A 24,120-nucleotide genomic window follows, 5' to 3' on the forward strand; every position below is an offset into this window, starting at 1 on the left:
CGGTGTGCGGGTGGCCGGCCGAGCGTGGCTGCGTAGCACCGCCGCGACCCGACCCGAGAGGCACCAGACCCGATGGCCCCCATGGCTTCCATGGCTCACCAGGCCCCTTTGACGCATTCCGTCGCCTTCCTGGCGCGCCGTGCCGCCACGGCGCTGGCGGCCGCGGTGGTGCTGGGCGCGGCCGCTGCCCCCGCCGCGTTCGCCGACACCCCGTCCCCCAAGAAGCTGCCCGAGGGGCTGTACGGCACCAAGGAGCCGCAGTACGACGGTGTCTGGCGGCAGTCGCTCGCGCTGCTGGCCCAGGACACGGTGGGCGTACGGCCCGCGGCGTCGGCCGTGAACTGGCTGGTCGGGCAGCAGTGCGCCGACGGCTCCTTCACCGCCTACCGCGCCGAGCCGGGCAAGGCCTGTGACGCCAAGACGATGCGGGACACCAACCAGACGGCGGCCGCGGTGCAGGCGCTGGCCGCACTCGGCGGGCACGGTGACTCCGTGAAGAAGGCCGTGAACTGGCTGAAGTCGGTACAGAACGACGACGGCGGCTGGAGCTCGATGGCCGGCTCGCCCAGCGACGCCAACTCCACCTCCGTGGTCATCGGCGCTCTTGCGGCGGCGGGCGAGAAGCCGGAGTCCGTGACGTCGAAGAAGGGCGGCAAGACCCCCTACGAGGGGCTGCTCACCTTCCAGCTGGGCTGCCATGCGAAGGAGGGTGAGCGCGGCGCGTTCACCTTCCAGCTCAAGGGCGCGGCCCCGAACGCCGATGCCACCGCGGCCGCCGCCACCGGCGCACTGGGCAAGGGCTTTGTCGTCGAGCCCGCCGGCAAGGGAGCGGATCGGCCGGTCAAGCCGCTGAGCTGCAAGGACGGTAAGCCCGCCGGCACCGGGCCGGCGCAGGCCGCGGAGGGCGGCGCCGCCTACCTCGTCGCGCAGCTCGACAAGAACGGACAGCATCTGCTCTCCGCGATGCCGGGCGCGGAGAAGCAGCCGGACGTCGGCAACACCGCCGACGCCGTGGTGGCGCTGGCGGCCGGCGGGCACGGCGCCGCCGCGCAGAAGCCGCTGAAGTGGCTGGAGAAGAACTCGGCGGACTGGGCCAAGCAGAGCGGCCCGGCCGCGTACGCCCAGCTGGTGCTGACCGCGCACGCCACCGGCACCGACCCGCGTTCCTTCGGCGGCACCGATCTGGTGGCCGCGCTCAACGCCACCGGCCCCAAGCCGGCCGGCAGCGCCGCACCGTCCACCGCACCGGACAAGAACGCCAAGGACTCCGACGACAACGGCGGCGGCATCGGTGTGTGGTGGGTGGTCGCCGTCGGGCTCGCCATCGGCGCCGGCATCGGCTTCCTGATGAGCGGCCGTAAGAAGAAGAACGAGCTCTGATGCGGCGTACCAGGATCGCCGGCGCGCTGCTGCTGGCCGGCACGGTCACCGGTCTGGCCGCCGGGCCCGCCCAGGCGCAGGAGTACCGCTACTGGTCCTTCTGGGACGGCAAGGGCGGGACCGGCGACGGCGGCGGGACCGGCGGCAAGGGCGGCAAGGGCGGCTCCTGGGCGTACGCCACCGAGGGGCCGGCCACCATGCGGCCGGCCGACGGCGCGGTCGAGGGCTTCCGCTTCACCGTCAGCGCCGACTCCGCGGCGGCCGGCAAGCCACGTGCGGCCGCCGACTTCGAGGCGATCTGCCGCGATACGCCCGCCAAGGACGGCCGCAAGCGGATCGGCATCGTCATCGACTTCGGCACCGCCGCGGACGCGCCCGGCGACGAACGGCCGCCGGCGGCTCGGACGGAGTGCGCCCAGGTGGCCGAGGACGCCTCGGCGGGCGAGGCGCTGGCCGCGGTCGCCCGCCCGCTGCGCTACGACTCCAACGCGCTGCTGTGCGCCATCGCCGGCTACCCGAAGTCGGGGTGCGCGGAGCAGGTGAGCGGGTCGAAGGAGGCCGGTTCGACGGAGGCCGGTTCGAAGGGGACCGGATCGTCCGCGTCGTCGTCTTCGGGGACGGCGGCGGACGGTCACGGCGGTGACGCCGCAGGCAGCGGGGACAACGGCAGTGGTGGCAACGACGACGGCGGCCCGTCCGCCGGGCTGCTCGGCGGTATCGCGGCCGTCATCGCACTGGGCGCGGCGGCCGTCTGGCAGGCCCGCCGCCGGCGCGGATGAGCGCCCCGCAGGCGACCCGTAGCACCGCGCTGCACGCCGGCGCCTGGTGGCTGTGGGCGCTCGGACTGGCCACCGCGGCCTCCCGCACCACCAACCCCCTGCTGCTGGGGCTGCTGGTGGGGGTGGCCGGCTATGTCGTCGCGGCCCGCCGTACGGATGCGCCGTGGGCCCGCTCGTACGGCGCGTTCGTCAAGCTCGGCCTGGTCGTGATCACCATCCGGCTGGTCTTCGCCTTCGTCCTCGGCTCGCCGATCCCCGGCACGCACACCCTCGTCACCCTGCCCGAAGTGCCGCTGCCGGACTGGGCGAAGGGCGTCCGCATCGGCGGCCGGGTCACGGCAGAGGGCATGATCTTCGCGCTCTACGACGGGCTGAAGCTGGCCACCCTCCTCATCTGCGTCGGCGCCGCCAACGCACTCGCCAACCCCTCTCGGCTCCTGAAATCCCTGCCGGGCGCGCTCTACGAGGCGGGCGTCGCGGTCGTCGTCGCGATGACCTTCGCACCGAATCTGGTCGCCGACGTACAGCGGCTGCGCGCGGCCCGACGGCTGCGCGGCCGCCCCGACCGCGGGTTCAAGGCGCTCCTCCAGGTCGGGCTGCCGGTGCTGGAGGGCGCGCTGGAGCGCTCGGTGGCACTGGCCGCCGCCATGGACGCGCGTGGCTACGGCCGTACCGCCCAAGTGCCGCGCGCCGTACGCCACACCACCTCCGTCCTCACCCTCGGCGGGCTGCTCGGCATCTGCGCGGGTACGTACGGTCTGCTGGGCGACACAGGGGGCGGCTACGGGCTGCCGCTGCTGCTCGCCGGACTGGCCGCCGCGCTCGCCGGGCTCTGGCTCGGTGGCCGCCGGTCGGTACGCAGCCGTTACCGTCCCGAACGATGGGGCGTCCGCGCCTGGCTGGTCGCGGGCTCCGGCATCGCCGTCGCCGCCCTGATGATGTGGGCGAACGACTACGCACCCGCAGCCCTCCACCCACCCGCCGTCCCCCTCACCGCCCCCGTTCTCCCCCTCTGGCCGGCCGCCTCCCTTCTCGTAGGCCTACTGCCGGCGTTCGCCGCCCCGACCCCGGGAAGCACGGAGGGTACCGGCCGTGCCGGGCGAGCGGACCGCGCCGACCGAACGAGCCGAGCGGAGCGTGCGGACAAGGCGGCGGGCCGAGCCGGGACTGCGGACGCGGCGACGGGCCAGGGCCGTACCCCTGAAACCACCCCACCTACCACCCCACCCACAGGCCCATCTATCAACCCGTCCACCAACCCACCCACCGATACCGAACCCTGCGAGAAGGAGCCCACCCAGTGATCCGGTTCGAGCAGGTGTCGGTCACCTACGGCGACGCCGCGGCGCCCGCCGTCCAAGGCATCGACCTGATCGTCCCCGAGGGCGAACTGTGCCTCCTCGTAGGCCCTTCCGGCGTCGGCAAGTCCACGGTCCTGAACGCGGTCTGCGGGCTCGTTCCGCACTTCACCGGCGGCACCCTGAGCGGTCGCGTCACCGTCGACGGCCGTGACACCCGCACCCATAAGCCGCGCGAACTCGCCGATGTCGTCGGCACCGTGGGCCAGGACCCGCTCGCGCACTTCGTCACCGACACCGTCGAGGACGAACTCGCCTACGGTATGGAATCGCTCGGCCTCGCCCCCGACGTGATGCGCCGGCGCGTCGAGGAAACCCTGGACCTGCTGGGCCTGGCCGACTTGCGCGACCGGGCGATCACCACCCTCTCGGGCGGCCAGATGCAGCGGGTGGCGATCGGCTCGGTCCTCACCACCCACCCCAAGGTCCTGGTCCTCGACGAACCGACCTCGGCACTCGACCCGGCCGCCGCCGAAGAGGTGCTCTCCGTACTCCAGCGCCTGGTCCACGACCTCGGCACCACGGTCCTGCTGGCCGAACACCGCCTGGAGCGCGTCGTCCAGTACGCCGACCAGGTCATCCTCCTCCCCTCACCCGGCGCCGCCCCCCTCATGGGCACCCCCGCCGACATCATGGCCGTCTCCCCCGTCCACCCTCCGGTAGTGGCCCTCGGCCGCCTCGCCCACTGGACCCCTCTCCCCCTCTCCGTACGCGACGCCCGCCGCAAGGCCGCCCCGCTGCGCGAGCGGTTGGCAGGGATCGCCCCGCCGGAGGTGGGTGTCGGGAGCACGCTGCCGGGCGCGGACGCTTCGCCGGGCGTGCCCACCGGCGGCCCGGCCAGCGGGGTCGCCGCGGACGTTTCCGGGCTCAGCGTTCGCCGGGGCCGGATCGATGCACTGCACCGGGTCGATCTCACCGTCCGGGCCGGCGAGACCATTGCCCTGATGGGCCGTAACGGCGCCGGGAAGTCCACCCTCCTCAGCACCCTCGTCGGTATGCACCCACCGTCCTCCGGCACGGTGCGCGTCGGTGGTGCCACTCCGCACCGCACCAGCCCCCGCACCCTCCTGCGGCATGTCGGCCTGGTGCCGCAGGAACCTCGTGACCTCCTTTACGCGGATACCGTCGCCGCCGAGTGCACCGCGGCCGATCAGGACGCGGGCGCCCCCGCCGGCAGCTGCCGGGCTCTCGTCACTCAGCTGCTTCCCGATGTCCCGGACTCCGTCCACCCCCGCGATCTGTCCGAGGGCCAACGCCTCGCCCTCGCCCTTGCGGTCGTACTGACCGCCCGGCCCCCGCTGCTCCTCCTCGACGAGCCCACCCGCGGCCTGGACTACGCGGCCAAGGCCCGCCTGGTCGAGGTGCTGCGCACCCTGGCCGCCGAGGGCCACGCCATCGTCCTGGCCACCCATGACGTGGAACTCGCCGCCGAACTCGCCCACCGCGTCGTCATCCTGGCGGACGGCGAGATCGTCGCCGACGGTCCCACCGACGAGGTTGTCGTCTCCTCCCCCTCCTTTGCTCCACAGGTCGCCAAGGTCCTCGCTCCGCTGCCCTGGCTGACCGTTCCTCAGGTGGCCCGCGCCCTGGAGACCACCGCATGAACCGCGCACACCCACACGGCCCGGACGGCTCCGGCCCCCGCTCCGGCACCGGCACCGGCACCGGCACCAGCACCAGCACCAGCACCAGCACCGAATCCTGGCCCGACTCCCAAACCGACTCCGACGCCGATGTCAGCTCTGGCACCGGCGTCGGCTCCGGCCGCCAAGCCCGTGCCGTGCGGCTCGGCCCCCGCTCCATCGCCGCCCTGGTCCTGATCTCGGCCATCGGCGTGATGGCGTTCGGATGGCCACTGCTCGCCGACTCCGCCTCCGGGCTCGCCCATTCCAAGGACGCCCCCTGGCTGTTCGCCGCGCTGCTGCCGATGCTGCTCGCCGTTGTCGTGGCGACCATTGCCGACGCGGGCCTGGACGCAAAGGCCATCGCCATGCTCGGCGTACTGGCCGCGGCCGGGGCCGCGATGCGCCCGCTCGGCGCGGGGACGGCCGGTATCGAGCCGATGTTCTTCCTGATGGTGTTGTCGGGCCGGGTGCTCGGTCCCGGCTTCGGCTTTGTCCTGGGTTCCGTGGCGATGTTCGCGTCGTCACTGCTGACCGGGGGCGTCGGCCCCTGGATGCCGTTCCAGATGCTGACGATGGGGTGGGTGTCGATGGGCGCCGGCTTGCTGCCGGGGCCCGACCGGCTCCGCGGTCGCCGCGAGCTGGCCATGCTCGCCGCCTACGGCGCCGTCTCCGCCGTCCTCTACGGCCTGATCATGAACCTCCAGGGATGGCCCTATATCGCCGGCATGGCCTCAGGCGTCTCCTTCGTTCCCGGCGATCCGCTCGATCAGAACCTCGCCCGCTATATCGCCTACTGCCTTGCCACCTCCCTCGGCTGGGACCTGCCCCGAGCCCTGGTCACCGTGATCCTCACCTTCACCCTGGGCGGCACCGCCCTCAAGGCCCTGCGCCGGGCCACCCGCCGCGCCGCCTTCGACGCCCCCGTTTCCTTCGCCCCCGATCCGCCGAGAGGGTCCGCGGCTCCGTAACGACCGCCGTTCCGACCGGCGGAATCACCGGTTCACCGGTTCACCAGCTCCCGCCAGCAACGCCCTCCGCCGGACTGAGTCAGCGGGCGACGGGCAGAGCGCGGGCTATGGACGGCTCCGAGCGCAGGAACGAAGTGTTGTGGTCGGCGTCGGCGCCCTGGTCGACCACCGTGGCCTTGGCGCCGTGGTCCGTCAGTTCCTTCGCACAGCTACGGGTGTTGGCTATCGGGACGTCGCGGTCGCCGGACGCTGAGTAGAGGGTTATCCGCACGCCTCGGTCCGGCTTCCAGTCGCAGCTGCGGTCGTTGGCGCGGAGGGATTCCAGCAGGGCACCGGAGGGGTGCTGGAGTTTTGCGTACCAAGCGTCCGTGAGCAGGTCTTCGAGACGGCTGGGCAGCTTCCCGGCGATCTCTTCCGCCGGATGGTCGCTGTCGAAGAGGTCCTCGACACGGTCGGCGTAGGGGGCGCGGAACACCTCGCTCGGGTCCTTGTAGAGCGGGTGCAAGCGGTTCTGGGCGGTGAGGAAGAAGGAGATGTAGAAGACGGCGGATTGGGGGTTGATGCGGCCGTCGAACATGCCGGGGAGTTCGCTGCCGTCGAGGTCGTACGGCCCGCCGACCGGTGCAAGCATTCCGAGGCGGAACCGGGGATCGGCCCCGCGGTCCAGCTCACGGCCCAGTTCCATGGCAACCTGCCCGCCCTGCGAGAAGCCGGTGAGGGACACCGTGCGGTCGAGGACGGCGCCGAGTTTCGGGGCGGCCGAGTGGGCCGCCCGGAGCATGTCCAGGGAGGCCGATGCGGCGGATCGGGCGTCCATGTAGGGATGGCGGCCGGGGTTTGTACCGAGGCCGAGGTAGTCGGGGGCGATGGCGGCGCGGCCGGCCGAGGCGTACAGCACCGACACCGCTCGGTCGGGGCCTTCCCCCACCGAGGGTGCGTAGCCGCGGTAGGCGAGGGTGCCGTGGGTGTGGACGACTGGCGGGAGGGGGCGGTGACTGGTGCCGGTCGGGAGGGCGAGCAGGCCGGATGCGGTGGTGGGGCGGCCGTCGGGGGTGATCGTGCGGTAGGTCAGGCGGTATGCGGCGACGCCGTGCCGGGCGGTGCCGGCTTCCATGCCGACTTTCTGTGCCTGGGCGATGATCTCGGCCCGGTTCTGTCGGCCGAGGGGCGTGATGGAGAGGAGCGTTCCGCGACCATGATCGGTCCGCGGGGCGGTGTCGGCGGCCTGCGCCGCGTGCGCAGTCTCCCCCACTGTGGTCGCCGTCGTCGGCCCCTCGTCGGCCGTCCGCGCCGCGACCGCCGACGGCGCGGCAAGGGCCGGGGCCGTCGTGAGCGCTGCCAGCAGGACAGCGGCGCCGGCGGCCAGACTGCGCGATGCGCGGCGCCGGCGATGCCCGTCCGGTGCACCCGTCAGGATCGATGCGGCCGACACACCGGATGCGGATGAAGATGCGGATGAAGGTGTGGATGAAGGTGTGGATGAAGGTGAATGCTGCTGGGTTCTGTTCGTCATGTCATCGACGGTACGGAGATCACGCGCATCGCAGTATGCGGCTTCCCACCCAACTCACCTGTGGTTTTCCGCAGGTTGGGAAGGACACCTCGCCCCACCACCGCAAGGTACCCACAACACCCGCCCACCCCCCGAAGGGGGGTGGGCGGCGGGGAAAAAACAAAACGAGGGGTGGGCGGCGGGGAAAAACAAAACCGAGGGTGGGCGGCGGGGCAGAACAGCCGCCTCAACCACGGCAACCGCTACACCCCGCGGCAACCACCACAGCCGCCCCGACCAACCGCTACACCCCTACAACCGCTACAACCGCCACAACCCCTACAACCGCTACAACCGCTGAATAATCGTCCCCGTAGCCAACGCTCCGCCCGCGCACATCGTGATCAGGGCGAATTCCTTGTCCCTGCGTTCGAGTTCATGCAGGGCCGTGGTGATGAGCCGGGCGCCGGTGGCTCCGACGGGGTGGCCCAGGGCGATGGCGCCGCCGTTGACGTTCACCTTCTCCAGGTCCTGTTCGAAGACCTGCGTCCAGGAGAGGACTACGGAGGCGAAAGCCTCGTTGATCTCGACGAGGTCGATGTCCTTGAGGGACATCCCGGCCTTGCCGAGCACGGCGCGGGTGGCGTCGATCGGCCCGTCCAGGTGGAAGTGCGGATCGGAACCGACCAGCGCCTGGGCCACGATGCGGGCCCGTGGCTTGAGCTTGAGGGCGCGCGCCATCCGTTTGGAGGCCCACATGACCGCGGCGGCTCCGTCGGAGATCTGGGAGGAGTTGCCCGCCGTGTGGACGGCGGTCGGCATCACGGGTTTGAGGCCGCCCAGCGCCTCCATACTGGTGTCGCGCAGCCCCTCGTCCCGGTCGACCAACCGCCACATGCCCTGGCCCGCGGCCTGTTCGTCCTCCGTGGTGGGGACCTGGACGGCGAACGTCTCCCGTTTGAAGCGTTCCTCGCCCCAGGCGATGGCCGCCCGCTCCTGCGAGATCAGGCCGAGCGAGTCGACGTTCTCGCGGGTCAGCCCCCGGTTGCGGGCGATGCGTTCGGCCGCTTCGAACTGGTTGGGCAGGTCGACGTTCCACTCGTCGGGCCAGGGCTTGCCGGGGCCGTGCTTGGAGCCGCTGCCGAGCGGCACCCGGGACATCGCCTCGACGCCGCAGCCGATGCCTATGTCGATGACGCCGCCGGCGATCATGTTGGCGACCATGTGGTTGGCCTGCTGGGAGGAGCCGCACTGGCAGTCCACGGTGGTCGCCGCGGTTTCGTACGGGAGGCCCATGGCGAGCCAGGCGTTGCGTACCGGGTTCATGGACTGTTCGCCGGCGTGGGTGACGGTGCCGCCGACGATCTGTTCGATGCAGTCGGGCTGGATGCCCGTACGGGCGAGGAGTTCGCGGTAGGTCTCCCCCAGGAGGTAGGCGGGGTGGAGGTTGGCGAGCGCGCCTCCGCGCTTGCCGATGGGGGTGCGTACGGCTTCGACGATGACGGGTTCCGCGGCCATGACTGACTCGTCCTCTCCTCGCGTCCGCGGGCGTCCCGGCACCCACGGAAGAAGAACTAGTACGCGTTCTAGTTCTACAAACAGTCTTATGAGCCGCTCCCCGGGGCGCAAGGGGCGTGCAACACCCTTGTCCGCAACAGGAGTCGCCGCGACCCTTGCCACTTGTAGAACTCGTTACTACCTTCACCGCGACCCACACCTGATGTACCGTCAGAAATTCGATGGACCAGGAGTCGCCGATGCCATGCCCAGCGTTGCCCGAAGGGTTCGACTTCACCGACCCCGACGTCTACCAGACCCGCGTTCCGCTCCCCGAGTTCGCGCAGCTGCGGCAGACCGCGCCCGTGTGGTGGAACGCCCAGCCGCACGGCATTGCCGGCTTCGACGACGACGGCTACTGGGTCGTCACCCGCCACCAGGACGTCAAGGAGGTGTCCACCAAACCGGACATCTTCTCCGCGAACCTCAACACCTCGATCATCCGCTTCAACGAGTCGATGACCCGCGACCAGATCGACGTACAGAAGCTGATCATGCTGAACATGGACCCGCCGGAGCACACCAGGGTCCGCCAGATAGTGCAGCGGGGATTCACCCCGCGCTCCATCCGCGCCCTGGAGGAGGCGCTGCGCCACCGGGCGGCGCGCATCGTCGCCGAGGCGCGGGAGAAGGGTTCCGGGGACTTCGTCACCGACATCGCCTGTGAGCTCCCCCTCCAGGCGATCGCCGAACTCATCGGTATCCCCCAGGACGACCGAACCCGCATCTTCGACTGGTCGAACAAGATGGTCGCCTACGACGATCCCGAACTGGCCATCACCGAAGAGGTCGGCACCAACGCGGCCATGGAGCTGATCTCGTACGCGATGAACCTCGCCGCGGCGCGCAAGGAGTGCCCGGCCAAGGACATCGTCAGCCAGCTGGTGGCGGCGGAACACGAGGGGAATCTCGGGTCCGACGAATTCGGCTTCTTCGTACTGCTGTTGGCAGTGGCCGGCAACGAGACGACGCGTAATGCCATCACGCACGGTATGCACGCCTTTCTCACCCACCCCGACCAGTGGGAGCTCTACAAGCGCGAGCGCCCGGCGACGGCGGCCGAGGAGATCGTGCGGTGGGCCACACCGGTGGTCTCGTTCCAGCGCACCGCCACCCAGGACACCGAACTGGGCGGCGCGAAGATCAAGCAGGGCCAACGGGTGGGGATCTTCTACTCCTCCGCCAACAACGACCCGGACGTCTTCGACCGCCCCGAGCTGTTCGACATCACCCGCGACCCCAACCCCCATCTGGGCTTCGGCGGTGGCGGCCCCCACTTCTGCCTCGGCAAGTCCCTTGCGGTCCTGGAGATCAACCTGATCTTCCATGCCATCGCGGACGCCATGCCGGACGTCTCCCTGGCGGGTGACCCGCGCCGGCTCCGCTCCGCCTGGCTCAACGGCGTCAAGGAACTGCGGGTCCACTACGGCTGACCGGCGGTCGAGCCGCCGGGCGGCACGGCGGCGGACGCAAGGGCCCCGGTGGTCGGCGACGGCCACCGGGGCCGTGTTATGTCCGAAAACGGTTCCTCGCTCAACCTTGCCAGCAGGCATTGGCAGACTTACATTCAACTCGCCGGTAACACTTGGCAGTTCGCCACGTTTGCGCATGGCTCAGCGGCGCGCGTGGACCAGAGCCGCACGCCCCCATCTACGCCGTGTGTATATGTACGCACACGCCCCAGGCTCCCCACGCGCATCTTCAGCACCATGCACCCGCCCTCCCCCCACATGTTTCGACAGCGCGCTCCACCGCTCTTCGAAGGGGACCTCACACCATGAAGGACGCACACGGCAGACCTGTCACGGGACGCATCAGCTGGCGTAAGTTCGCCGTGCTGTCCGTCCCGGCCCTCGCCGGCACCGCGGCCCTGGGCATCGCCCTGGCCAACGGGGCGGTGGCGGCCTCGTTCGCCGTCTCCGGACAGCAGTTCAAGGTGTCCGCGGACAGCCTCACGGGCGATGGATTCGCCCAGTACGGCAGCGTCGACACCAACGCCAGGGGCGACTTCCTACCGGTCGCCGTCACCGCCATCAAGACCGCCCAACTGCACCATCTGTGCCAGTCGGTCGTCACCCACCTGCCGGTCATCGGCGATATCTCGCTCAACCTCAGCGCCGGTACGGGCGGCAGGCCCGTCGAGGCGAGCAATCTCTTCGTGGATGCCACCCAGCTCTCCGGCAATGCGTCCTTCAACAACATCGAGATCGGCCGGGACGCCTCCACCCTCGACAAGGGACCGGCCAGCGCCCAGGGCATGCAGGACCTCTTCGCCCAACAGGCCGACGACGTCAGCATCAGCAAGCTGCGACAGACCGCCTGGGCCACCAACGCGGGGACCTTCAAGCTCACCGGTCTGAGCATGAAGATCTCCAAGGGCAAGAAGGAATGCTTCTGACCTGGCGGCGCTGGCGGACGGGGCGGCCCTTCTGGGGCGGTCTGGCGGCCGTCGTCGCCGGCGCCGAGATCTGCGCCATCCCGCTGGCGCCGCTGAAGATCATGCTGCAACAGGGCATCGCCGGTATCCCGTCGGTACTGATGGGGCTGGTGATGATCGTGATGGGTCTCGCGGCGTGGTTCGCACCCCACTACCGGGGCATCGCGGGTGTCCTGACCGTCCTGTGTGCGGCCGCCGCGCTGGTGATGTCCAACCTAGGCGGCTTTCTGATCGGCACGGTCATCGGGATCCTCGGCGGCTCGATGATCTTTGCCTGGCAGCCGGTCACCGAACCCTAGCCGCCTGCCGGCCGGCGCCCGCCCGTACGCGTACCCCCACGCTTGTGTACGTGTACGGGCCGAGCCTGCCGCCCGCGCCACTCGCCGCACTGCACCGCACTGCACCGCACCGCAACTCCGGCACCCCTCGCGAAGGAGAAGCACGATGACGATGACGCACGCCGCGCGGCGGATATCCCGCACGCCCCGTACGCGCGCATTACTCACCGCCGGCACGGGAATCGCCGCGGCCCTGGGGCTGTCGCTCGCCGTACCGGGTCACGCGGCGGCGCGGCCCGGCACGGCACCGACCACCGGAGCACCGTCCGCCGCCGCCTCCACGACCGTGAGCCCCGCAGGTCACAGCTTTACCGCCGCGCTCAGCGGCAAGGCGACCTTCACCGCGGGATCGGTGACCGTCACCTGTACGGCCTCGACGTCCAGCGGGCAGGTCCCGGCCGCGCCCGACAACCAGAACCCGGCCGGCCCGGTGAGCAGTGCCACCACCCCGGCCACCTACGGATCATGCACGACGAGCATGCCCGGCATCAGCGCGACCGTGACCACGAGCGGCAGCTGGGGCGTGGCCATGCAGAACGGGGACCCGGCGTCCGCCGGACTGACCATCCCCTCGGGCGGGTTCGTCCTCAAGACCAGCGGGCTGGCGTCCTGCACGGTGACCGCGGCCCCGACCTCCGCGGCGACCGTGAACGGCACCTGGACCAATGGCGCACCGTCCATCCTCACCTTCACCCATGCCGCGGTACCGGTGAAGGTGGTGGGCGGCTTCGGCTGCCCGACCAGCGCGACCAGCTCGACGTTCAACGCCCTGTACAAGGTCAGCGACACCACCGCCCCCGCCTCCCAGATCACCGTCACCGGCTGAGCGAAGGATGAGCGAAGGACGAACGACGACTGAGCGCCGGTGAGCGACGGGTGACGGTCGTTCGGCGAGCGGGCGTCACCCCCTCGGCAGGGAAATTCCCCTCAGTGTGCGGTCAGGACGATCGCCGTCGCGGTCACCAGTGCCGCCACCGCCACCGTGCCGCTCAGGAACGCGGTGATCAGCCGGCGGCGAAGGGCCCGGTAAACGCTCTCGTACTCGGTCCGCAGAGTGGCGCTGCGGACCGCGATGCGCTCCAGATAGGCGCGCGAGGCATCGCACTGGTCCTGGCAGTAGCGCAGTTCCACCTCCCGCCGCTGGGTGTCGGTGAGCCAGGGCAGACCGGCGCAGAAGGCGTTGGCGCGGGTGCGGGCCCGGTCCTTCTCCGCCTCCCAGAGGAGATATCCCTCGATCTCGTTGATGGCCTGGTCCATCGATATCCCTGCGCCCCTCCGCATTCCGCTGTCGGCCCCTGTTACCCCACCGCTGCGCATTCCTCCGCCTCTTCGTGTTCCCTCGCTCATGTGCGTGCCCCGATTTCGTGGGTACGGGCGTCCTCGGCGTCCGCCGTGGCCGCGAGCTCTCGCGCGATCTCCGGGTGGTGCAGGTCGAACGCCGGGGATTCGGAGCGAATACGCGGCAGGGTGCGGAAGTTGTGCCGCGGCGGCGGGCAGGACGTCGCCCACTCCAGCGAACGGCCGTAGCCCCAGGGGTCGTCGACCTCGACCTTCTCGCCGTACTTCGCCGTCTTCCACACGTTGTAGAGGAACGGCAGGATCGAGAGGCCGAGGAGGAAGGAGAAGATGCTGGAGACGGTGTTCAGGGTGGTGAAGCCGTCGGCGGCCAGATAGTCGGGGATACGGCGCAGCATGCCCTGCGTACCGAGCCAGTGCTGGACGAGGAAGGTGCCGTGGAAGCCGATGAACAGCGTCCAGAAGGTGATCTTTCCGAGCCGCTCGTCGAGCATCTTGCCGGTGAACTTCGGCCACCAGAAATGGAAACCGGAGAACATCGCGAAGACGACCGTGCCGAAGACGACGTAGTGGAAGTGCGCCACCACGAAGTACGAGTCGGAGATGTGGAAGTCCATCGGCGGCGAGGCCAGGATGACACCGGTCAGACCACCGAAGATGAAGGTGATCAGGAAGCCGATCGCCCACAGCATCGGCGTCTCGAAGGACAGTGAGCCCTTCCACATCGTGCCGATCCAGTTGAAGAACTTCACACCGGTCGGCACCGCGATCAGGAACGTCATGAAGGAGAAGAACGGCAACAGCACGCCGCCCGTCACATACATGTGGTGCGCCCACACCGTGACCGAAAGACCGGCAATCGAAATCGTCGCCGCAATCAGACCGATGTAACCGAACATCGGCTTCCGGGAGAAGACCGGAATGACCTCGGAAACGATGCCGAAGAACGGCAGGGCGATGATGTACACCTCGGGATGGCCGAAGAACCAGAAGAGGTGCTGCCAGAGCAACGCACCGCCATTGGCCGCGTCAAATACATGCGCACCGAATTTACGGTCCGCCTCCAGCGCGAACAGCGCCGCCGCCAGCACCGGGAAGGCCAGCAGAACCAGCACACCGGTCAGCAGCACGTTCCAGGTGAAAATCGGCATCCGGAACATCGTCATGCCAGGCGCGCGCATACAGATGATCGTGGTGATGAAGTTGACCGAACCGAGGATCGTGCCGAAACCGGAGAAGGCCAGACCCATGATCCACATATCGGCACCGATACCGGGGGAATGTGTGGCATCGGAGAGCGGTGCATACGCGAACCAGCCGAAGTCCGCGGCCCCTTGAGGCGTCAGAAAACCACCCACCGCGATCAGCGAGCCGAAGAGATAGAGCCAGTACGCGAGCATGTTCAGCCGGGGGAACGCCACGTCGGGCGCGCCGATCTGCAGCGGCATGATCCAGTTCGCGAAGCCCGCGAACAGCGGCGTCGCGAACATCAGCAGCATGATCGTGCCGTGCATCGTGAACGCCTGGTTGAACTGCTCGTTCGACAGGATCTGGTGGCCGGGGCGGGCCAGTTCGGCGCGCATCACCAAGGCCATCAGCCCGCCGACGCAGAAGAAGGCGAACGCGGTGACCAGGTAAAGCGTGCCGATGGTCTTGTGGTCGGTGGTCGTCAACCACTTCACGGGAAGCTTCATGCCCCGTAGGTGTCCGGGGCCGCCGTGAACGTCACCGCCCACGGGTGCCGAGGGCCTTCGCGACCGGGTGTGAAGTCTCACCCGGTGGAGGTGTGAAGATCGGGGCCATGCCGGACACCAAGGGTTCATGAGCACGGACGACGCCTTCGCCGAGGCCTATCGAGCGCACTACTGGGCGGTCAGCCGCTTTGTGGCGCGACGGCTGGACGGCCAGGCACACGAGGTCGAGGAAGTGGTGTCGGAGGTCTTCTCCATAGCCTGGAGACGCCGCGCCGAGCTCCCCGACGCTCCGCTGCCCTGGCTGTACGCGGTGGCCCGGAACTGTCTGGCCAATACGGTGCGGGGGCTCGGCCGCTACCGGCGGCTGCTGCACCGGCTCGGCAACCACGAGGCGGCGCACCAGCAGCAGACCGTGGACAGTCCGGACGCGGAGCGGCCCGGCTCCTGGGTGCACGAGGTGCTGGCCCGCCTCTCCCCCGCCGACCAGGAGGTGCTGCGGCTGACTGCCTGGGAGGAACTGACCATCGAGGAGCTGGCGGTGACCCTCGGGTGTGGTCAGAGCGCGGCGGCCATGCGGCTGCACCGGGCGCGCCGCCGCCTACGCGCGGAGATCGACCGTACGCGGATGACCGTGTCCGTACGAGCAGGAGGCGACGGCAATGTCTGACGAACTGGATCTGCTGCGCGCGGCCAATCCGGTACCGGCCGGCGAAGGCCCCTGGCAGGACCGCCCGCTGGACGCCCGCGCCGAACGCGGCCTCCATCGCCTGCTGCACAGCAAGCGCACACGGCGGGCCGGACGGCGGCTCGTGCTGCGTGCCGAGGCCGCGGTGCTCGCCCTCGTCTCCGTGCTCGCCTTCACCTTGTCCGGCGCCGGCAGCAGCCCGGCCGCCGCCGCGCCCGTGGCGCTCGTCCTGCACTCCGACGCCCGCTCCGTATCGCTGGCCGCGCTCGCCCGCAGGGCGGAGGCCAGGGCGCGGGCGGCCGGCGCCTCGGACGGGCCGCACCGTGGCAGCCATCTGCAGAGCTGGTACCTGAGCATGGAGAGCGGCCCGGACGCCGCGCCGCCCGTCACCGTGCCCGAGGAGCGCATCACCCACTGGAACGCCGACGGCAGCGGCTCGGAACTCGTCGTGGCCACCGACCCGCGGCACCCCGGCCGTCCGGTGATCCACGACAACGACGGCCACTGGCAGACCGTCAGCGACGGCAAGGTCCTGCACCGCAAGACCTATCCGGCGGGCTCGGAGGCGCAGCACAGCGGGCTGGCCTCCCGTACGAAGCCGCCGACGGACCCCGCGGCGCTGCGCGAACAGCTGGGGTGGCTCTACGGCGGGGCGGACGGCGCCAGCACGACGCCCCAACTGCTGATGGCGCTCTCCTCGTTCCGCCAGGAATGGACGCCGGGGCCGCGGGAGACGGCCGCCATCGTACGGATGCTGGCCGATGCGGACGGGCTGCGACAGGAGGGCACGGTGACCGACCGGCTGGGCCGGCGCGGTCAGGCGTATGTCTACGACGGCCCCGACGGCGCCTCCAACGCCACCCGGCAGATGGTGATCCTCGATCCCCGTACCGGCCAACTCCTGGGCCTGGAGGTCACCTTCACCAAGGATCTCCCCGACTTCAAGATCAAGGCGGGGGAGGTGATGTCGTACGAGGCGTGGATGCCGTGAGGGGCGCGCAGGGAGGCGGGGCCGGCGCCCGAGTGGCGGGGTGGCCGTTCATGGCCGATCCTTGAGGGAACGCGACGATCCATACCGGCGCGGCGGGGCAGTGCGCCGCCGCGCCGTTTTCGTGCGGCGGTGGCGCACTGCCCCGCCGCGCCATTTCTTGCGTTCGCGTTGACGCTTTGTGCGCACGCCGATGACGTTGTGTACGCGCGGATGGCGCCGATTATTGCGTGGTGCGCGTCACAACACGGCAATGGTTGCAGCCGATCGCCGCGAGATGGATCACAGACCCGAGTCCCGAGCAAAGCTTTGCGAAAGGGAGTTTCCCCTGCAAGGAGCGGGTATGCGGGCGACTGCGCGGTCATTCGCACACTGTCCGTGATGATCCGGTCTGCCCCTATGGTCGACCTTTGCCCCGTCACTCCATGGCGCGGGCTCCGTCCCGTCACTCGATGGCGGGCGATGTCATGTAGTCGTCCAAGAAAGCGCAGGCGAGCGAACACGTGCCGACGCAGTCCCCCGTCGCACCCGGGCCCCGTACCCCTGTCGGCAGTCCTGCCGACGCCGCAACCGATCCGCAGCAGTACCGGAAGGCGGATCCGGGGCGGCAGACCTCGGGCGAGGTGACCGTCGTCGATCCCGCGATGGTCAAGCGCGCGGTGTCGGCGGCCGCGCTCGGCAATGCGATGGAGTGGTTCGACTTCGGCGTCTACAGCTACATCGCGGTCACCCTCGGGCATGTCTTCTTCCCGTCCGGGAATCCGACCGCGCAGTTGCTGTCGACGTTCGGAGCATTTGCTGCGGCATTCCTGGTGCGCCCCATCGGCGGCATGGTCTTCGGGCCGCTCGGTGACCGGATCGGCCGGCAGAAGGTCCTCGCGATCACCATGATCATGATGGCCGCGGGCACCTTCGCCATCGGTCTGATCCCGTCCTACGCCTCGATCGGCGTCGGGGCGCCCATCCTGCTGCTCGCCGCCCGCCTGGTACAGGGCTTCTCCACCGGTGGCGAATACGGCGGTGCCTCCACCTTCATCGCCGAGTACGCGCCCGACAAGAAGCGCGGATTCCTCGGCAGCTGGCTGGAGTTCGGCACGCTCGCCGGTTACGTCGGCGGCGCCGGCCTGGTCACGCTGATGACCGCGCTGCTGTCCACCGACGACCTGAACTCCTGGGGCTGGCGCATTCCGTTCCTGATCGCCGGACCGATGGGCATCATCGGCCTCTATCTGCGGATGCGGCTCGAAGAGACCCCGGCCTTCGCCCAGTTGGAGAAGGAGGCGCGGACGAAGGAGAAGGCGCGCCGGGAGGCCGAGAAGCGGATCGGCATCCGCGAGATGATCTTCGGTCAGTGGCGGGCGATGCTGCTGTGCATCGGGCTGGTCCTGGTCTTCAACGTCACGGACTACATGCTGCTTTCGTACATGCCGAGCTATCTGACCTCGGAGCTGAAGTACGACGAGACGCACGGGCTGCTGGTCGTACTCGCGGTGATGGTCCTGATGATGTGCGTCCAGCCGTTCGCCGGCCGGCTCAGCGACCGCTTCGGCCGCCGCCCGATCATCGCGGCGGGCTGCATCGGCTTCCTGGTGCTGTCCGTGCCCGCACTGCTGCTGATCCGGCAGGGGTCGCTGCTCGCCATCGCGCTGGGCATGGCCGCGCTCGGACTGCTGCTGGTCGCCTTCACCTCGACGATGCCGGCCACGCTGCCCGCGCTGTTCCCGACCAAGGTGCGCTACGGCTCCCTGTCGATCGGCTTCAACATCTCCGTGTCGCTCTTCGGCGGTACGACTCCGCTGGTGGTCACCGCCCTCATCGGCGCGACCGGCAACAAGATGATGCCCGCCTACTACATGATGGCGGCGGCCGTGATCGGCGGCATCGCCGTACTGCTGATGTCCGAGACCGCCCGCAAGCCGCTGCCGGGCTCCCCGCCGGCCGTCGAGACCGAGGCGGAGGCACAGCAGGTCCTGCGTGCGGCGGGTCGCCCGGCCACGGCCGGGTCGGCGGCGGTCTGACTACCGGCACCGCTACCCGGGCTCGTACTGCGAAGTACTGAGGAGCCGAGAAGCGCGAAGGGCCCGGCCGGACATCTCCGGCCGGGCCCTAGTAGGGCTTGGTCAGGTTGGTGTTGTTGCGGGTATGTCGCGGTGGCAGGTGGGGCAGGCGCCGGTCCAGGTTGCGAGTAGGAGCTGCAGTTCACGGACGACTTGGTAGAGGCTCAGGCCGGCGCCGTGTCTTTTGGGGCTCTGGCCAGTCGTTGCAGGGTGCAGAAGGCGTGGGCGACGGAGACGAGGGTGACGTGGTGGTGCCAGCCGGTGAAGGTGCGGCCTTCGAAGTGGGCCAGGCCGAGGGCTTGTTTCATTTCGCGGTAGTCGTGTTCGATGCGCCAGCGGAGTTTGGCCAGTCGGACCAGCGTGGTGAGCGGTGTGTCGGCGGGCAGGTCGGAGAGCCAGAACTGGACTGGCTCGTTCTCGGTGGCGGGCCACTCGGCCAGGAGCCAGCACTCGGGCAGCGCGGGGCCGTCGGTGGCGCGGGCGATCTCGCGTCCTGCGGGCCGGATCCGCTGGGCGGTGAACCGCGAGTACATCCGCTTCAAGCCGCTCTTGCTCTTGCCGGGGCGGGAGCCCTCCCGCCATTGCACGGGCCTGGCGGCCTTCCGGCCCGCCTCGATGACCAGTTGTTTCACCGATTGCGGCTTGCCCGGGTACTTCGCCACCGGCGGCCGTCCGGTGCCGGTGTAAGGCTCGGTCACCGGGACGGCCTCGCCGGGCTGGGCCGACAGCGTGGTGGAGATTCCGACGACGTAGTTGAGGCCGCGGGACTGCAGGCCGAACCGGAAGGCCGCCGCGTCGCCGTATCCCGCGTCCGCGATGGCCAGAGGCACCTCGATCCCCCAGGAGCGGGTTTCATCGATCATATCCAGAGCGAGCTGCCACTTCTCCACATGCCCGACGTCCTCGGGAATCTGGCAAGCGGTGCGGCGGGCGACCTTGTCCGGGTCGGCCTTCGCGGACCCGGGCGCCCAGGTCTCGGGCAGGAACAGCCGCCAGTCGACCGCCGCCGAGGCGTGGTCGGAGGCCAGGTGCAGCGAGACACCCACCTGGCAGTTGGTGACCTTGCCCGCGGTGCCGGTGTACTGCCGCGACACACACGCCGAGGCGTTCCCGTCCTTCAAAAACCCGGTGTCATCGAAGATCAGTGCCCTCGGCCGGATCGCCGCTTCCATCTTCCACGCCAGCCGGGCCCGCACATGCGCCGGATCCCACGGGCTGGTCGTCACGAAATGGGCCAGGGCCTGCCGGTTCCCGTCCTCACCCAGTCGGGCAGCCATCGGCTCGACCGACTTGCGCTGCCCGTCGGTCAGCAGTCCCCGCAGGTAGACCTGCCCCCACCGACGCTGATCGTTACGCGCGAACGGCTCGAAGACCTCAGCCGCGAAGCCCTCCAACTCACCACGTACCTCCGCTATTTCATCCGGTGTCATGCCACCACAACTCCACACCACACCCAGAGGACACGCACCACGACCATCAACCTGACCAAGCCCTACTAGGCGTTCCTCCGGAAGGCCCGGCCGGTGGGGAGCGGCGGCCGCTGTGACGCGGCCGGTCGGACGCCGTCCGGTGGGCGGCCCATGGGGCCGCGGCGTCCCGGGAACCGGCCATCCCGTCGTCGCCGTCTGTGTCGCTGCCGATCGCGTTGATCGGCGAGCAGTGAACGGGGGACGACGATGGGCGTGGCTACAAGACCGGCTGCCGGGGCGCGGACCGCTGGGCGGCGGCGTGCGTTGGTGGTGGTGCTGATGTTGCTGGCCGTGCAGCTGGTGTCGCTGGCCAGGCCGGCGTACGCCTGTGGCTGCGGTGCGATGGTGCACGACCCGAAGACCATCATGGCGGTGCACCGGGAGACCTCGGTGGTCCGCTGGGACGGGAAGACCGAGCAGATCGTCATGAGCCTGACGGTGGACGGCACCGCTCCCGACGCCGCCTGGATCATGCCCGTACCGCACCGGGCCACGGTGAAGCTGGGCGACCCCGAGCTGTTCGACCGGCTCACCTCGCTGACCGCGCCGGCCGTCGAGCAGCGGCACTACTTCTGGCCCCGGAGCGGCGACTGGCCGTTCGAGCACACCTCGGACGGCGCCGCGGCCCCGCCTCCCGCCGCCGAGCGCCCCGGAGTCGGGGTGGTCGGCCGCGAACGCCTGGGTCCCTTCGATGTCGCGCGGCTGACCGCCACCGATCCCGCGGCGCTCCGCAACTGGCTGAAGGCGAACGGTTTTCAGCTGCCCGCGTCGCTGGCGGCCGAGCTCCGTCCGTATGTGGCACAGCGATGGGAGTACGTGGCGATCCGGCTCGCCCCCGCCGGGGCCGACCGCCGTCTGACGGGCACCCTCGATCCACTGCGGCTGTCCTTCGCCAGCGACCGGCTCGTCTACCCCATGCGGCTCTCCCGCCTCGCCAAGACGCCGCAGTCGCTGGGGCTTTACGTCCTCGCGGCGCACCGGATGGAGCCGCGCGGCGCGATCGGCGGGGCCCGGCCCGAGGTCTTCTTCGCGGGCCGGATCCACCCCGAGGGGGCGCTGCGCGACCTCGACGGCACCGACGACGGCAAGGGCACCGACGGCGGCAAGGGCACCAGCGGCACCAACGGTCGCAAGGGCAGCAACGGCCGCAAGGGCACCGGCAGCACCTTCCTGACCGCCATCGACCAGAGCTTCCCGCAGCCCCAACACATCACCGGCGACCACGAATTGCTCCGCGCCCCCGAGGACACCGCCTTCCGGCGCATCACCTACACGTACTCGCTGCTGGTGGTGGGCGGTGTCCCGGTCTGGGTGCTGACGGTCGGCGGGACGCTGCTGCTCCTGGCGGCGGCGGCCGCGCTGGTGATCGGGCTGCACCGGCGCCGTCCCGTGACGCCGCCGGCCGCGGTGCAGGTGCCACCGCCGCTGCCCTGACGGCGCCAACGGGCCAACGGGGCCGGCGCCTTCAGATCCGCGCGCCGGCCCGGCGGAAAGTGCCCGGGGTGACGCCGAAACAGCGGACGAACCAGCGGTGGAAGTGCGCCTGGTCGGCGAAGCCGGCCTCGGTGGCCGCCTCGGCGGTGGGGCGGCCGTCGATGAGCAGCGTGCGGGCGCGCCGCAGTCGCAGCAGCCGCTGGAAGTCGCTGGGCGCCATGCCGTACTCGGCCCGGAACGCCCGGTAGAGCGCAAAGCGGCTGCAGCCGGCGGCGTCGGCGAGGTCCTGGGCGGTCAGCGGCTGGCCGTAGGCCGCCGTGAGCAGATCGCGTGCCCGCCGGGCCGCCCGGGTCTGCGCGCCCACGGGCAGTTCGCGCGGCCCGGCGGTCGCGGAGCCCCGGGAGGCGTTGCGGCGCACCATGGCCTCGACGGCCGCGGTGAGCCGCTCCTCCCGTACGAGAGGGTCCGCGGCGCCGACGAGCGCCGGGTGCAGCCGGCGAAGGGCGCGGGCCAGCACCGGATCGTCGACGACCGGGCGGTCGAAGAGCGGCATGACGCCACGGCCGTCGGTGACATCGTCGAGGACGGCGCGTACGACGTCCGGGCCGATATGCATGATCCGGTAGGTGAAGCCGAGTTCGACGGCCGACTCCCCGTCGTGCGGGTCGTCCGGATTGAACGCCATCACCATGCCGGCGGCGCTGGTGTGGCCCGCGCCGCGGCAGGTGAAGCGCTGCGCACCGGCCTCGGTCACGGCGAAGGAGTAGGCGTCATGGCTGTGCGGGTGGAAGACATGGCGGACGAAGTGCGCATGCATCGCTTCCAGGGGCCGGTCCGGATCGCGCCAGTACCGCGCCCAGTCCTCGTCCTGCTGCCGGCTCATCGTTCCAGTCTGCCGCGCCGCACCAGCGTTCAAGACCGCGGTCCGTATGGCGGACGAGACTCCCCGCATGACGACGAATTCTTCCGACTCCCCCGCTGCTTACGCCGCTTCACCCGCCAGCCCTGCCACCTCCGCCACCCCCGCCTCCACTGCCTCCACCGCCTCACCCGGGCTTTCCGCGCCCTCCCGAGCCTCCGCAGCCTCCGGATCCTCCGCGCTCCGATTCGACACCAAGATCGCCGTGATCGTCCGGGACGATCTCGCCGTCTGGCAGAAGCTGAATGTCACCGCCTTTCTCGCCAGCGGCATCGCGCACGCCTCCGACGACATCATGGGCAAGCGCTACGAGGACGCCTCCGGGCAGGACTACCTGGCGCTGTTCCGGGAGCCGGTGCTGTGCTTCACCGCCGATGCCGGGTCGCTGGCCCGTACGCACGCCCGTGCGCTCAGCCGCGCCGTACCGACCGCGCTGTACACCGCCGACATGTTCACGTCGGGCAACGACGACGACAACCGGGCGGCGGTGCGCGCGGTGGCCTGCGACGCCCTCGATCTGGTGGGACTTGCCGTCTACGGGCCGCGCGGCATCGTCGACAAGATCGCCAAGGGGCTGAAACTGCACGGATGACACCCGGGGGCCGGGCCCTGATCCACGTCCCTTGAGGGCCGTGCGGCACGATGGTCGGTATGAGCATCGTGAAGATCAACGTTCTGACCGTGCCCGCCGAGCAGCGTGAGGTCCTGGAGAAGCGCTTCGCGGCGCGCGCCGGCACCGTGGACTCCTCGGACGGCTTCGAGTGGTTCGAGCTCCTGCGCCCCGTGGAGGGCACCGACCAGTACCTCGTCTACACCCGCTGGCGGGACGAGGAGTCGTTCCAGGCGTGGATGGAGGGCCCGATGAAGGCCGCGCACCAGGGCGGCGGCGCCGAGGGCGGCGAGCGGCCCAAGCCCGCCGCGTCCGGTTCCACCCTGTGGTCCTTCGAGGTGGTGCAGCAGGCGGGCCCGAAGCAGGGCTGATCCCCCCGGCTGCGTCCTCGTGTCCCAGCGTCAGGGTGACCTCGTGTCCCGGCGTCCCGGCGTCCGTGGCACGCAAATCTCTTGCGTGCCACGCCGTCCCGGGCGCAACAATGGCGCCATGAGTGACGCCGCCACCCTCCGTCTCCCCTGGGCCGTCGCCGCGCAACCGGTCGACTCACCGGAGGCCCGAGCTTTGCTGCGCGAGTACTACACCGAGGTGGCGGACCGCTACTTCGAGCTGTACGAGGGGCGCCGCTCGACGCCGGAGGAGATCGACGAGGGGCTGGCGGAGTACCCCAGCGCCGATCTGACGCCGCCCCACGGCGTCCTGCTGGTCGCCCGTCACGGTGATGCCGTGGCGGGCTGCGCCGGGGTGCGGCTGCTGGACGCGCGCACCGCCGAGCTCAAGCAGCTGTTCGTACGTCCCGCCAAGCGCGGCCTGGGCGGCGCGGGCGGGCTCCTCACGGCCGCCGAGAGGGTCGCGGTGCAGCTGGGCGCCGAGCGGATCCGGCTGGACACCCGGCTGGACCTGGTGGAGGCCATCGCGCTCTACAGGCGGCACGGTTTCGTCGAGATCGCTCCGTACCACGACGACAAGTACGCGGAGATCTTCTTCGAGAAGCGGCTGGACGGGGAACCGTGGGCCGACTAGCGGCCAACCAG

Annotated in this window: 21 protein-coding genes and 1 pseudogene; 16 read left to right on the top strand and 6 right to left on the bottom strand. The window is 70.3% G+C overall.

Going from position 1 to position 24,120, the window contains the following annotated elements:
- The first annotated feature begins 72 nt into the window (after positions 1-72).
- From KI385_RS14645 to KI385_RS14665, 5 genes are read left to right on the top strand one after another with little or no spacing between them, the layout of a single operon-like run.
- A complete protein-coding gene (locus KI385_RS14645) occupies positions 73-1,380 on the top strand; it encodes an SCO2321 family membrane protein (RefSeq protein ID WP_238572652.1) in 1,308 nt (435 codons plus the stop codon).
- Positions 1,380-2,159, top strand: a complete 780-nt coding sequence (locus KI385_RS14650; RefSeq protein WP_238572653.1) for an SCO2322 family protein — start codon at positions 1,380-1,382, stop codon at positions 2,157-2,159. The genes KI385_RS14645 and KI385_RS14650 overlap by 1 nt, the downstream gene beginning before the upstream one ends.
- Positions 2,156-3,463, top strand: coding sequence for an energy-coupling factor transporter transmembrane component T (locus KI385_RS14655; protein ID WP_238572654.1), 1,308 nt, complete (start codon positions 2,156-2,158; stop codon positions 3,461-3,463). The genes KI385_RS14650 and KI385_RS14655 overlap by 4 nt, the downstream gene beginning before the upstream one ends.
- On the top strand, positions 3,460-5,121 hold the full coding sequence (locus tag KI385_RS14660) for an ABC transporter ATP-binding protein (RefSeq protein ID WP_238572655.1): 1,662 nt from the start codon (positions 3,460-3,462) through the stop codon (positions 5,119-5,121). Before KI385_RS14655 ends, KI385_RS14660 begins: the two co-directional genes overlap by 4 nt.
- Positions 5,118-6,110, top strand: a complete 993-nt coding sequence (locus tag KI385_RS14665; protein ID WP_238572656.1) for an ECF transporter S component — start codon at positions 5,118-5,120, stop codon at positions 6,108-6,110. Before KI385_RS14660 ends, KI385_RS14665 begins: the two co-directional genes overlap by 4 nt.
- A 79-nt stretch (positions 6,111-6,189) precedes the next feature.
- Here KI385_RS14665 and KI385_RS14670 read toward each other — a convergent pair whose 3' ends face one another.
- Both KI385_RS14670 and KI385_RS14675 read right to left on the bottom strand, forming a co-directional pair.
- The gene (locus tag KI385_RS14670) at positions 6,190-7,542 is read right to left on the bottom strand and encodes an alpha/beta hydrolase family protein (RefSeq protein ID WP_238572658.1); all 1,353 of its coding nucleotides are present in this window, start codon (positions 7,540-7,542) and stop codon (positions 6,190-6,192) included.
- A 408-nt stretch (positions 7,543-7,950) separates the two neighbouring features.
- Positions 7,951-9,120, bottom strand: coding sequence for a steroid 3-ketoacyl-CoA thiolase (locus KI385_RS14675; protein ID WP_238572659.1), 1,170 nt, complete (start codon positions 9,118-9,120; stop codon positions 7,951-7,953).
- 239 nt (positions 9,121-9,359) lie between these two features.
- Between KI385_RS14675 and KI385_RS14680 the strand changes: the two genes are divergently transcribed.
- The 4 genes from KI385_RS14680 (at position 9,360) to KI385_RS14695 (ending at position 12,760) form a co-directional block, all read left to right on the top strand.
- The gene (locus tag KI385_RS14680) at positions 9,360-10,592 is read left to right on the top strand and encodes a cytochrome P450 (protein ID WP_238572660.1); all 1,233 of its coding nucleotides are present in this window, start codon (positions 9,360-9,362) and stop codon (positions 10,590-10,592) included.
- Positions 10,593-10,936: 344 nt separating this feature from the next.
- The gene (locus tag KI385_RS14685; RefSeq protein ID WP_238572661.1) at positions 10,937-11,557 is read left to right on the top strand and encodes a DUF6230 family protein; all 621 of its coding nucleotides are present in this window, start codon (positions 10,937-10,939) and stop codon (positions 11,555-11,557) included.
- The gene (locus tag KI385_RS14690) at positions 11,548-11,895 is read left to right on the top strand and encodes a DUF6114 domain-containing protein (RefSeq protein WP_238572662.1); all 348 of its coding nucleotides are present in this window, start codon (positions 11,548-11,550) and stop codon (positions 11,893-11,895) included. Before KI385_RS14685 ends, KI385_RS14690 begins: the two co-directional genes overlap by 10 nt.
- Before the next feature lie 145 nt (positions 11,896-12,040).
- A complete protein-coding gene (locus KI385_RS14695; RefSeq protein WP_238572663.1) occupies positions 12,041-12,760 on the top strand; it encodes a hypothetical protein in 720 nt (239 codons plus the stop codon).
- A 101-nt stretch (positions 12,761-12,861) separates the two neighbouring features.
- On the opposite strand, the gene KI385_RS14700 is transcribed toward KI385_RS14695, so the two are convergent.
- On the bottom strand, positions 12,862-13,191 hold the full coding sequence (locus KI385_RS14700; RefSeq protein ID WP_238572664.1) for a hypothetical protein: 330 nt from the start codon (positions 13,189-13,191) through the stop codon (positions 12,862-12,864).
- 155 nt (positions 13,192-13,346) lie between these two features.
- A pseudogene (gene ctaD / locus KI385_RS14705) lies at positions 13,347-14,912 on the bottom strand (aa3-type cytochrome oxidase subunit I); the annotation flags it as partial.
- 139 nt (positions 14,913-15,051) lie between these two features.
- On the opposite strand from ctaD, the gene KI385_RS14710 reads away from it, so the two are divergent.
- From KI385_RS14710 to proP, 3 genes are all read left to right on the top strand, one after another.
- Positions 15,052-15,591, top strand: coding sequence for an RNA polymerase sigma factor (locus tag KI385_RS14710; RefSeq protein WP_238572665.1), 540 nt, complete (start codon positions 15,052-15,054; stop codon positions 15,589-15,591).
- Positions 15,584-16,600: a CU044_5270 family protein gene (locus KI385_RS14715; RefSeq protein ID WP_238572666.1), complete on the top strand. Its 1,017-nt coding sequence runs from the start codon at positions 15,584-15,586 to the stop codon at positions 16,598-16,600. Before KI385_RS14710 ends, KI385_RS14715 begins: the two co-directional genes overlap by 8 nt.
- 500 nt (positions 16,601-17,100) lie before the next feature.
- A complete protein-coding gene (gene proP / locus KI385_RS14720) occupies positions 17,101-18,615 on the top strand; it encodes a glycine betaine/L-proline transporter ProP (RefSeq protein ID WP_238572667.1) in 1,515 nt (504 codons plus the stop codon).
- A gap of 203 nt (positions 18,616-18,818) precedes the next feature.
- Here the strand turns inward: proP and KI385_RS14725 are convergent, their stop codons facing one another.
- The gene (locus KI385_RS14725; RefSeq protein ID WP_238572668.1) at positions 18,819-20,084 is read right to left on the bottom strand and encodes an IS701 family transposase; all 1,266 of its coding nucleotides are present in this window, start codon (positions 20,082-20,084) and stop codon (positions 18,819-18,821) included.
- A gap of 246 nt (positions 20,085-20,330) precedes the next feature.
- Between KI385_RS14725 and KI385_RS14730 the strand changes: the two genes are divergently transcribed.
- Positions 20,331-21,557 carry a DUF2330 domain-containing protein gene (locus tag KI385_RS14730; protein WP_238572669.1) on the top strand — a complete coding sequence of 409 codons (1,227 nt, stop codon included), beginning with the start codon at positions 20,331-20,333 and terminating at the stop codon, positions 21,555-21,557.
- 31 nt (positions 21,558-21,588) lie between these two features.
- Here KI385_RS14730 and KI385_RS14735 read toward each other — a convergent pair whose 3' ends face one another.
- Positions 21,589-22,440 carry an AraC family transcriptional regulator gene (locus tag KI385_RS14735; protein ID WP_238572670.1) on the bottom strand — a complete coding sequence of 284 codons (852 nt, stop codon included), beginning with the start codon at positions 22,438-22,440 and terminating at the stop codon, positions 21,589-21,591.
- A gap of 235 nt (positions 22,441-22,675) precedes the next feature.
- On the opposite strand from KI385_RS14735, the gene KI385_RS14740 reads away from it, so the two are divergent.
- From KI385_RS14740 to KI385_RS14750, 3 genes are all read left to right on the top strand, one after another.
- Positions 22,676-23,068: a DUF2000 domain-containing protein gene (locus KI385_RS14740; RefSeq protein WP_238577695.1), complete on the top strand. Its 393-nt coding sequence runs from the start codon at positions 22,676-22,678 to the stop codon at positions 23,066-23,068.
- Between the two features lie 59 nt (positions 23,069-23,127).
- A complete protein-coding gene (locus KI385_RS14745; RefSeq protein ID WP_238572671.1) occupies positions 23,128-23,457 on the top strand; it encodes an antibiotic biosynthesis monooxygenase family protein in 330 nt (109 codons plus the stop codon).
- Positions 23,458-23,575: 118 nt separating this feature from the next.
- Positions 23,576-24,109 carry a GNAT family N-acetyltransferase gene (locus KI385_RS14750; RefSeq protein ID WP_238572672.1) on the top strand — a complete coding sequence of 178 codons (534 nt, stop codon included), beginning with the start codon at positions 23,576-23,578 and terminating at the stop codon, positions 24,107-24,109.
- Positions 24,110-24,120 lie beyond the last annotated feature (11 nt).

The sequence above is a fragment of the Streptomyces inhibens genome (assembly GCF_022221585.1).
Lineage (GTDB): Bacteria > Actinomycetota > Actinomycetes > Streptomycetales > Streptomycetaceae > Streptomyces > Streptomyces inhibens.

Excerpts from the sequence above, each read along its gene's own strand:
- KI385_RS14655 (WP_238572654.1), top strand. The coding sequence starts at position 2,156 with ATGAGCGCCCCGCAGGCGACCCGTAGCACCGCGCTGCACGCCGGCGCC.
- KI385_RS14745 (WP_238572671.1), top strand. The coding sequence starts at position 23,128 with ATGAGCATCGTGAAGATCAACGTTCTGACCGTGCCCGCCGAGCAGCGT.
- KI385_RS14750 (WP_238572672.1), top strand. The coding sequence starts at position 23,576 with ATGAGTGACGCCGCCACCCTCCGTCTCCCCTGGGCCGTCGCCGCGCAA.
- KI385_RS14650 (WP_238572653.1), top strand. The coding sequence starts at position 1,380 with ATGCGGCGTACCAGGATCGCCGGCGCGCTGCTGCTGGCCGGCACGGTC.
- KI385_RS14730 (WP_238572669.1), top strand. The coding sequence starts at position 20,331 with ATGGGCGTGGCTACAAGACCGGCTGCCGGGGCGCGGACCGCTGGGCGG.
- KI385_RS14710 (WP_238572665.1), top strand. The coding sequence starts at position 15,052 with ATGAGCACGGACGACGCCTTCGCCGAGGCCTATCGAGCGCACTACTGG.
- KI385_RS14680 (WP_238572660.1), top strand. The coding sequence starts at position 9,360 with ATGCCATGCCCAGCGTTGCCCGAAGGGTTCGACTTCACCGACCCCGAC.
- KI385_RS14645 (WP_238572652.1), top strand. The coding sequence starts at position 73 with ATGGCCCCCATGGCTTCCATGGCTCACCAGGCCCCTTTGACGCATTCC.
- KI385_RS14675 (WP_238572659.1), bottom strand. The coding sequence starts at position 9,120 with ATGGCCGCGGAACCCGTCATCGTCGAAGCCGTACGCACCCCCATCGGC.
- KI385_RS14665 (WP_238572656.1), top strand. The coding sequence starts at position 5,118 with ATGAACCGCGCACACCCACACGGCCCGGACGGCTCCGGCCCCCGCTCC.
- KI385_RS14695 (WP_238572663.1), top strand. The coding sequence starts at position 12,041 with ATGACGATGACGCACGCCGCGCGGCGGATATCCCGCACGCCCCGTACG.
- KI385_RS14715 (WP_238572666.1), top strand. The coding sequence starts at position 15,584 with ATGTCTGACGAACTGGATCTGCTGCGCGCGGCCAATCCGGTACCGGCC.
- KI385_RS14690 (WP_238572662.1), top strand. The coding sequence starts at position 11,548 with ATGCTTCTGACCTGGCGGCGCTGGCGGACGGGGCGGCCCTTCTGGGGC.
- KI385_RS14685 (WP_238572661.1), top strand. The coding sequence starts at position 10,937 with ATGAAGGACGCACACGGCAGACCTGTCACGGGACGCATCAGCTGGCGT.
- KI385_RS14700 (WP_238572664.1), bottom strand. The coding sequence starts at position 13,191 with ATGGACCAGGCCATCAACGAGATCGAGGGATATCTCCTCTGGGAGGCG.
- KI385_RS14735 (WP_238572670.1), bottom strand. The coding sequence starts at position 22,440 with ATGAGCCGGCAGCAGGACGAGGACTGGGCGCGGTACTGGCGCGATCCG.
- KI385_RS14725 (WP_238572668.1), bottom strand. The coding sequence starts at position 20,084 with ATGACACCGGATGAAATAGCGGAGGTACGTGGTGAGTTGGAGGGCTTC.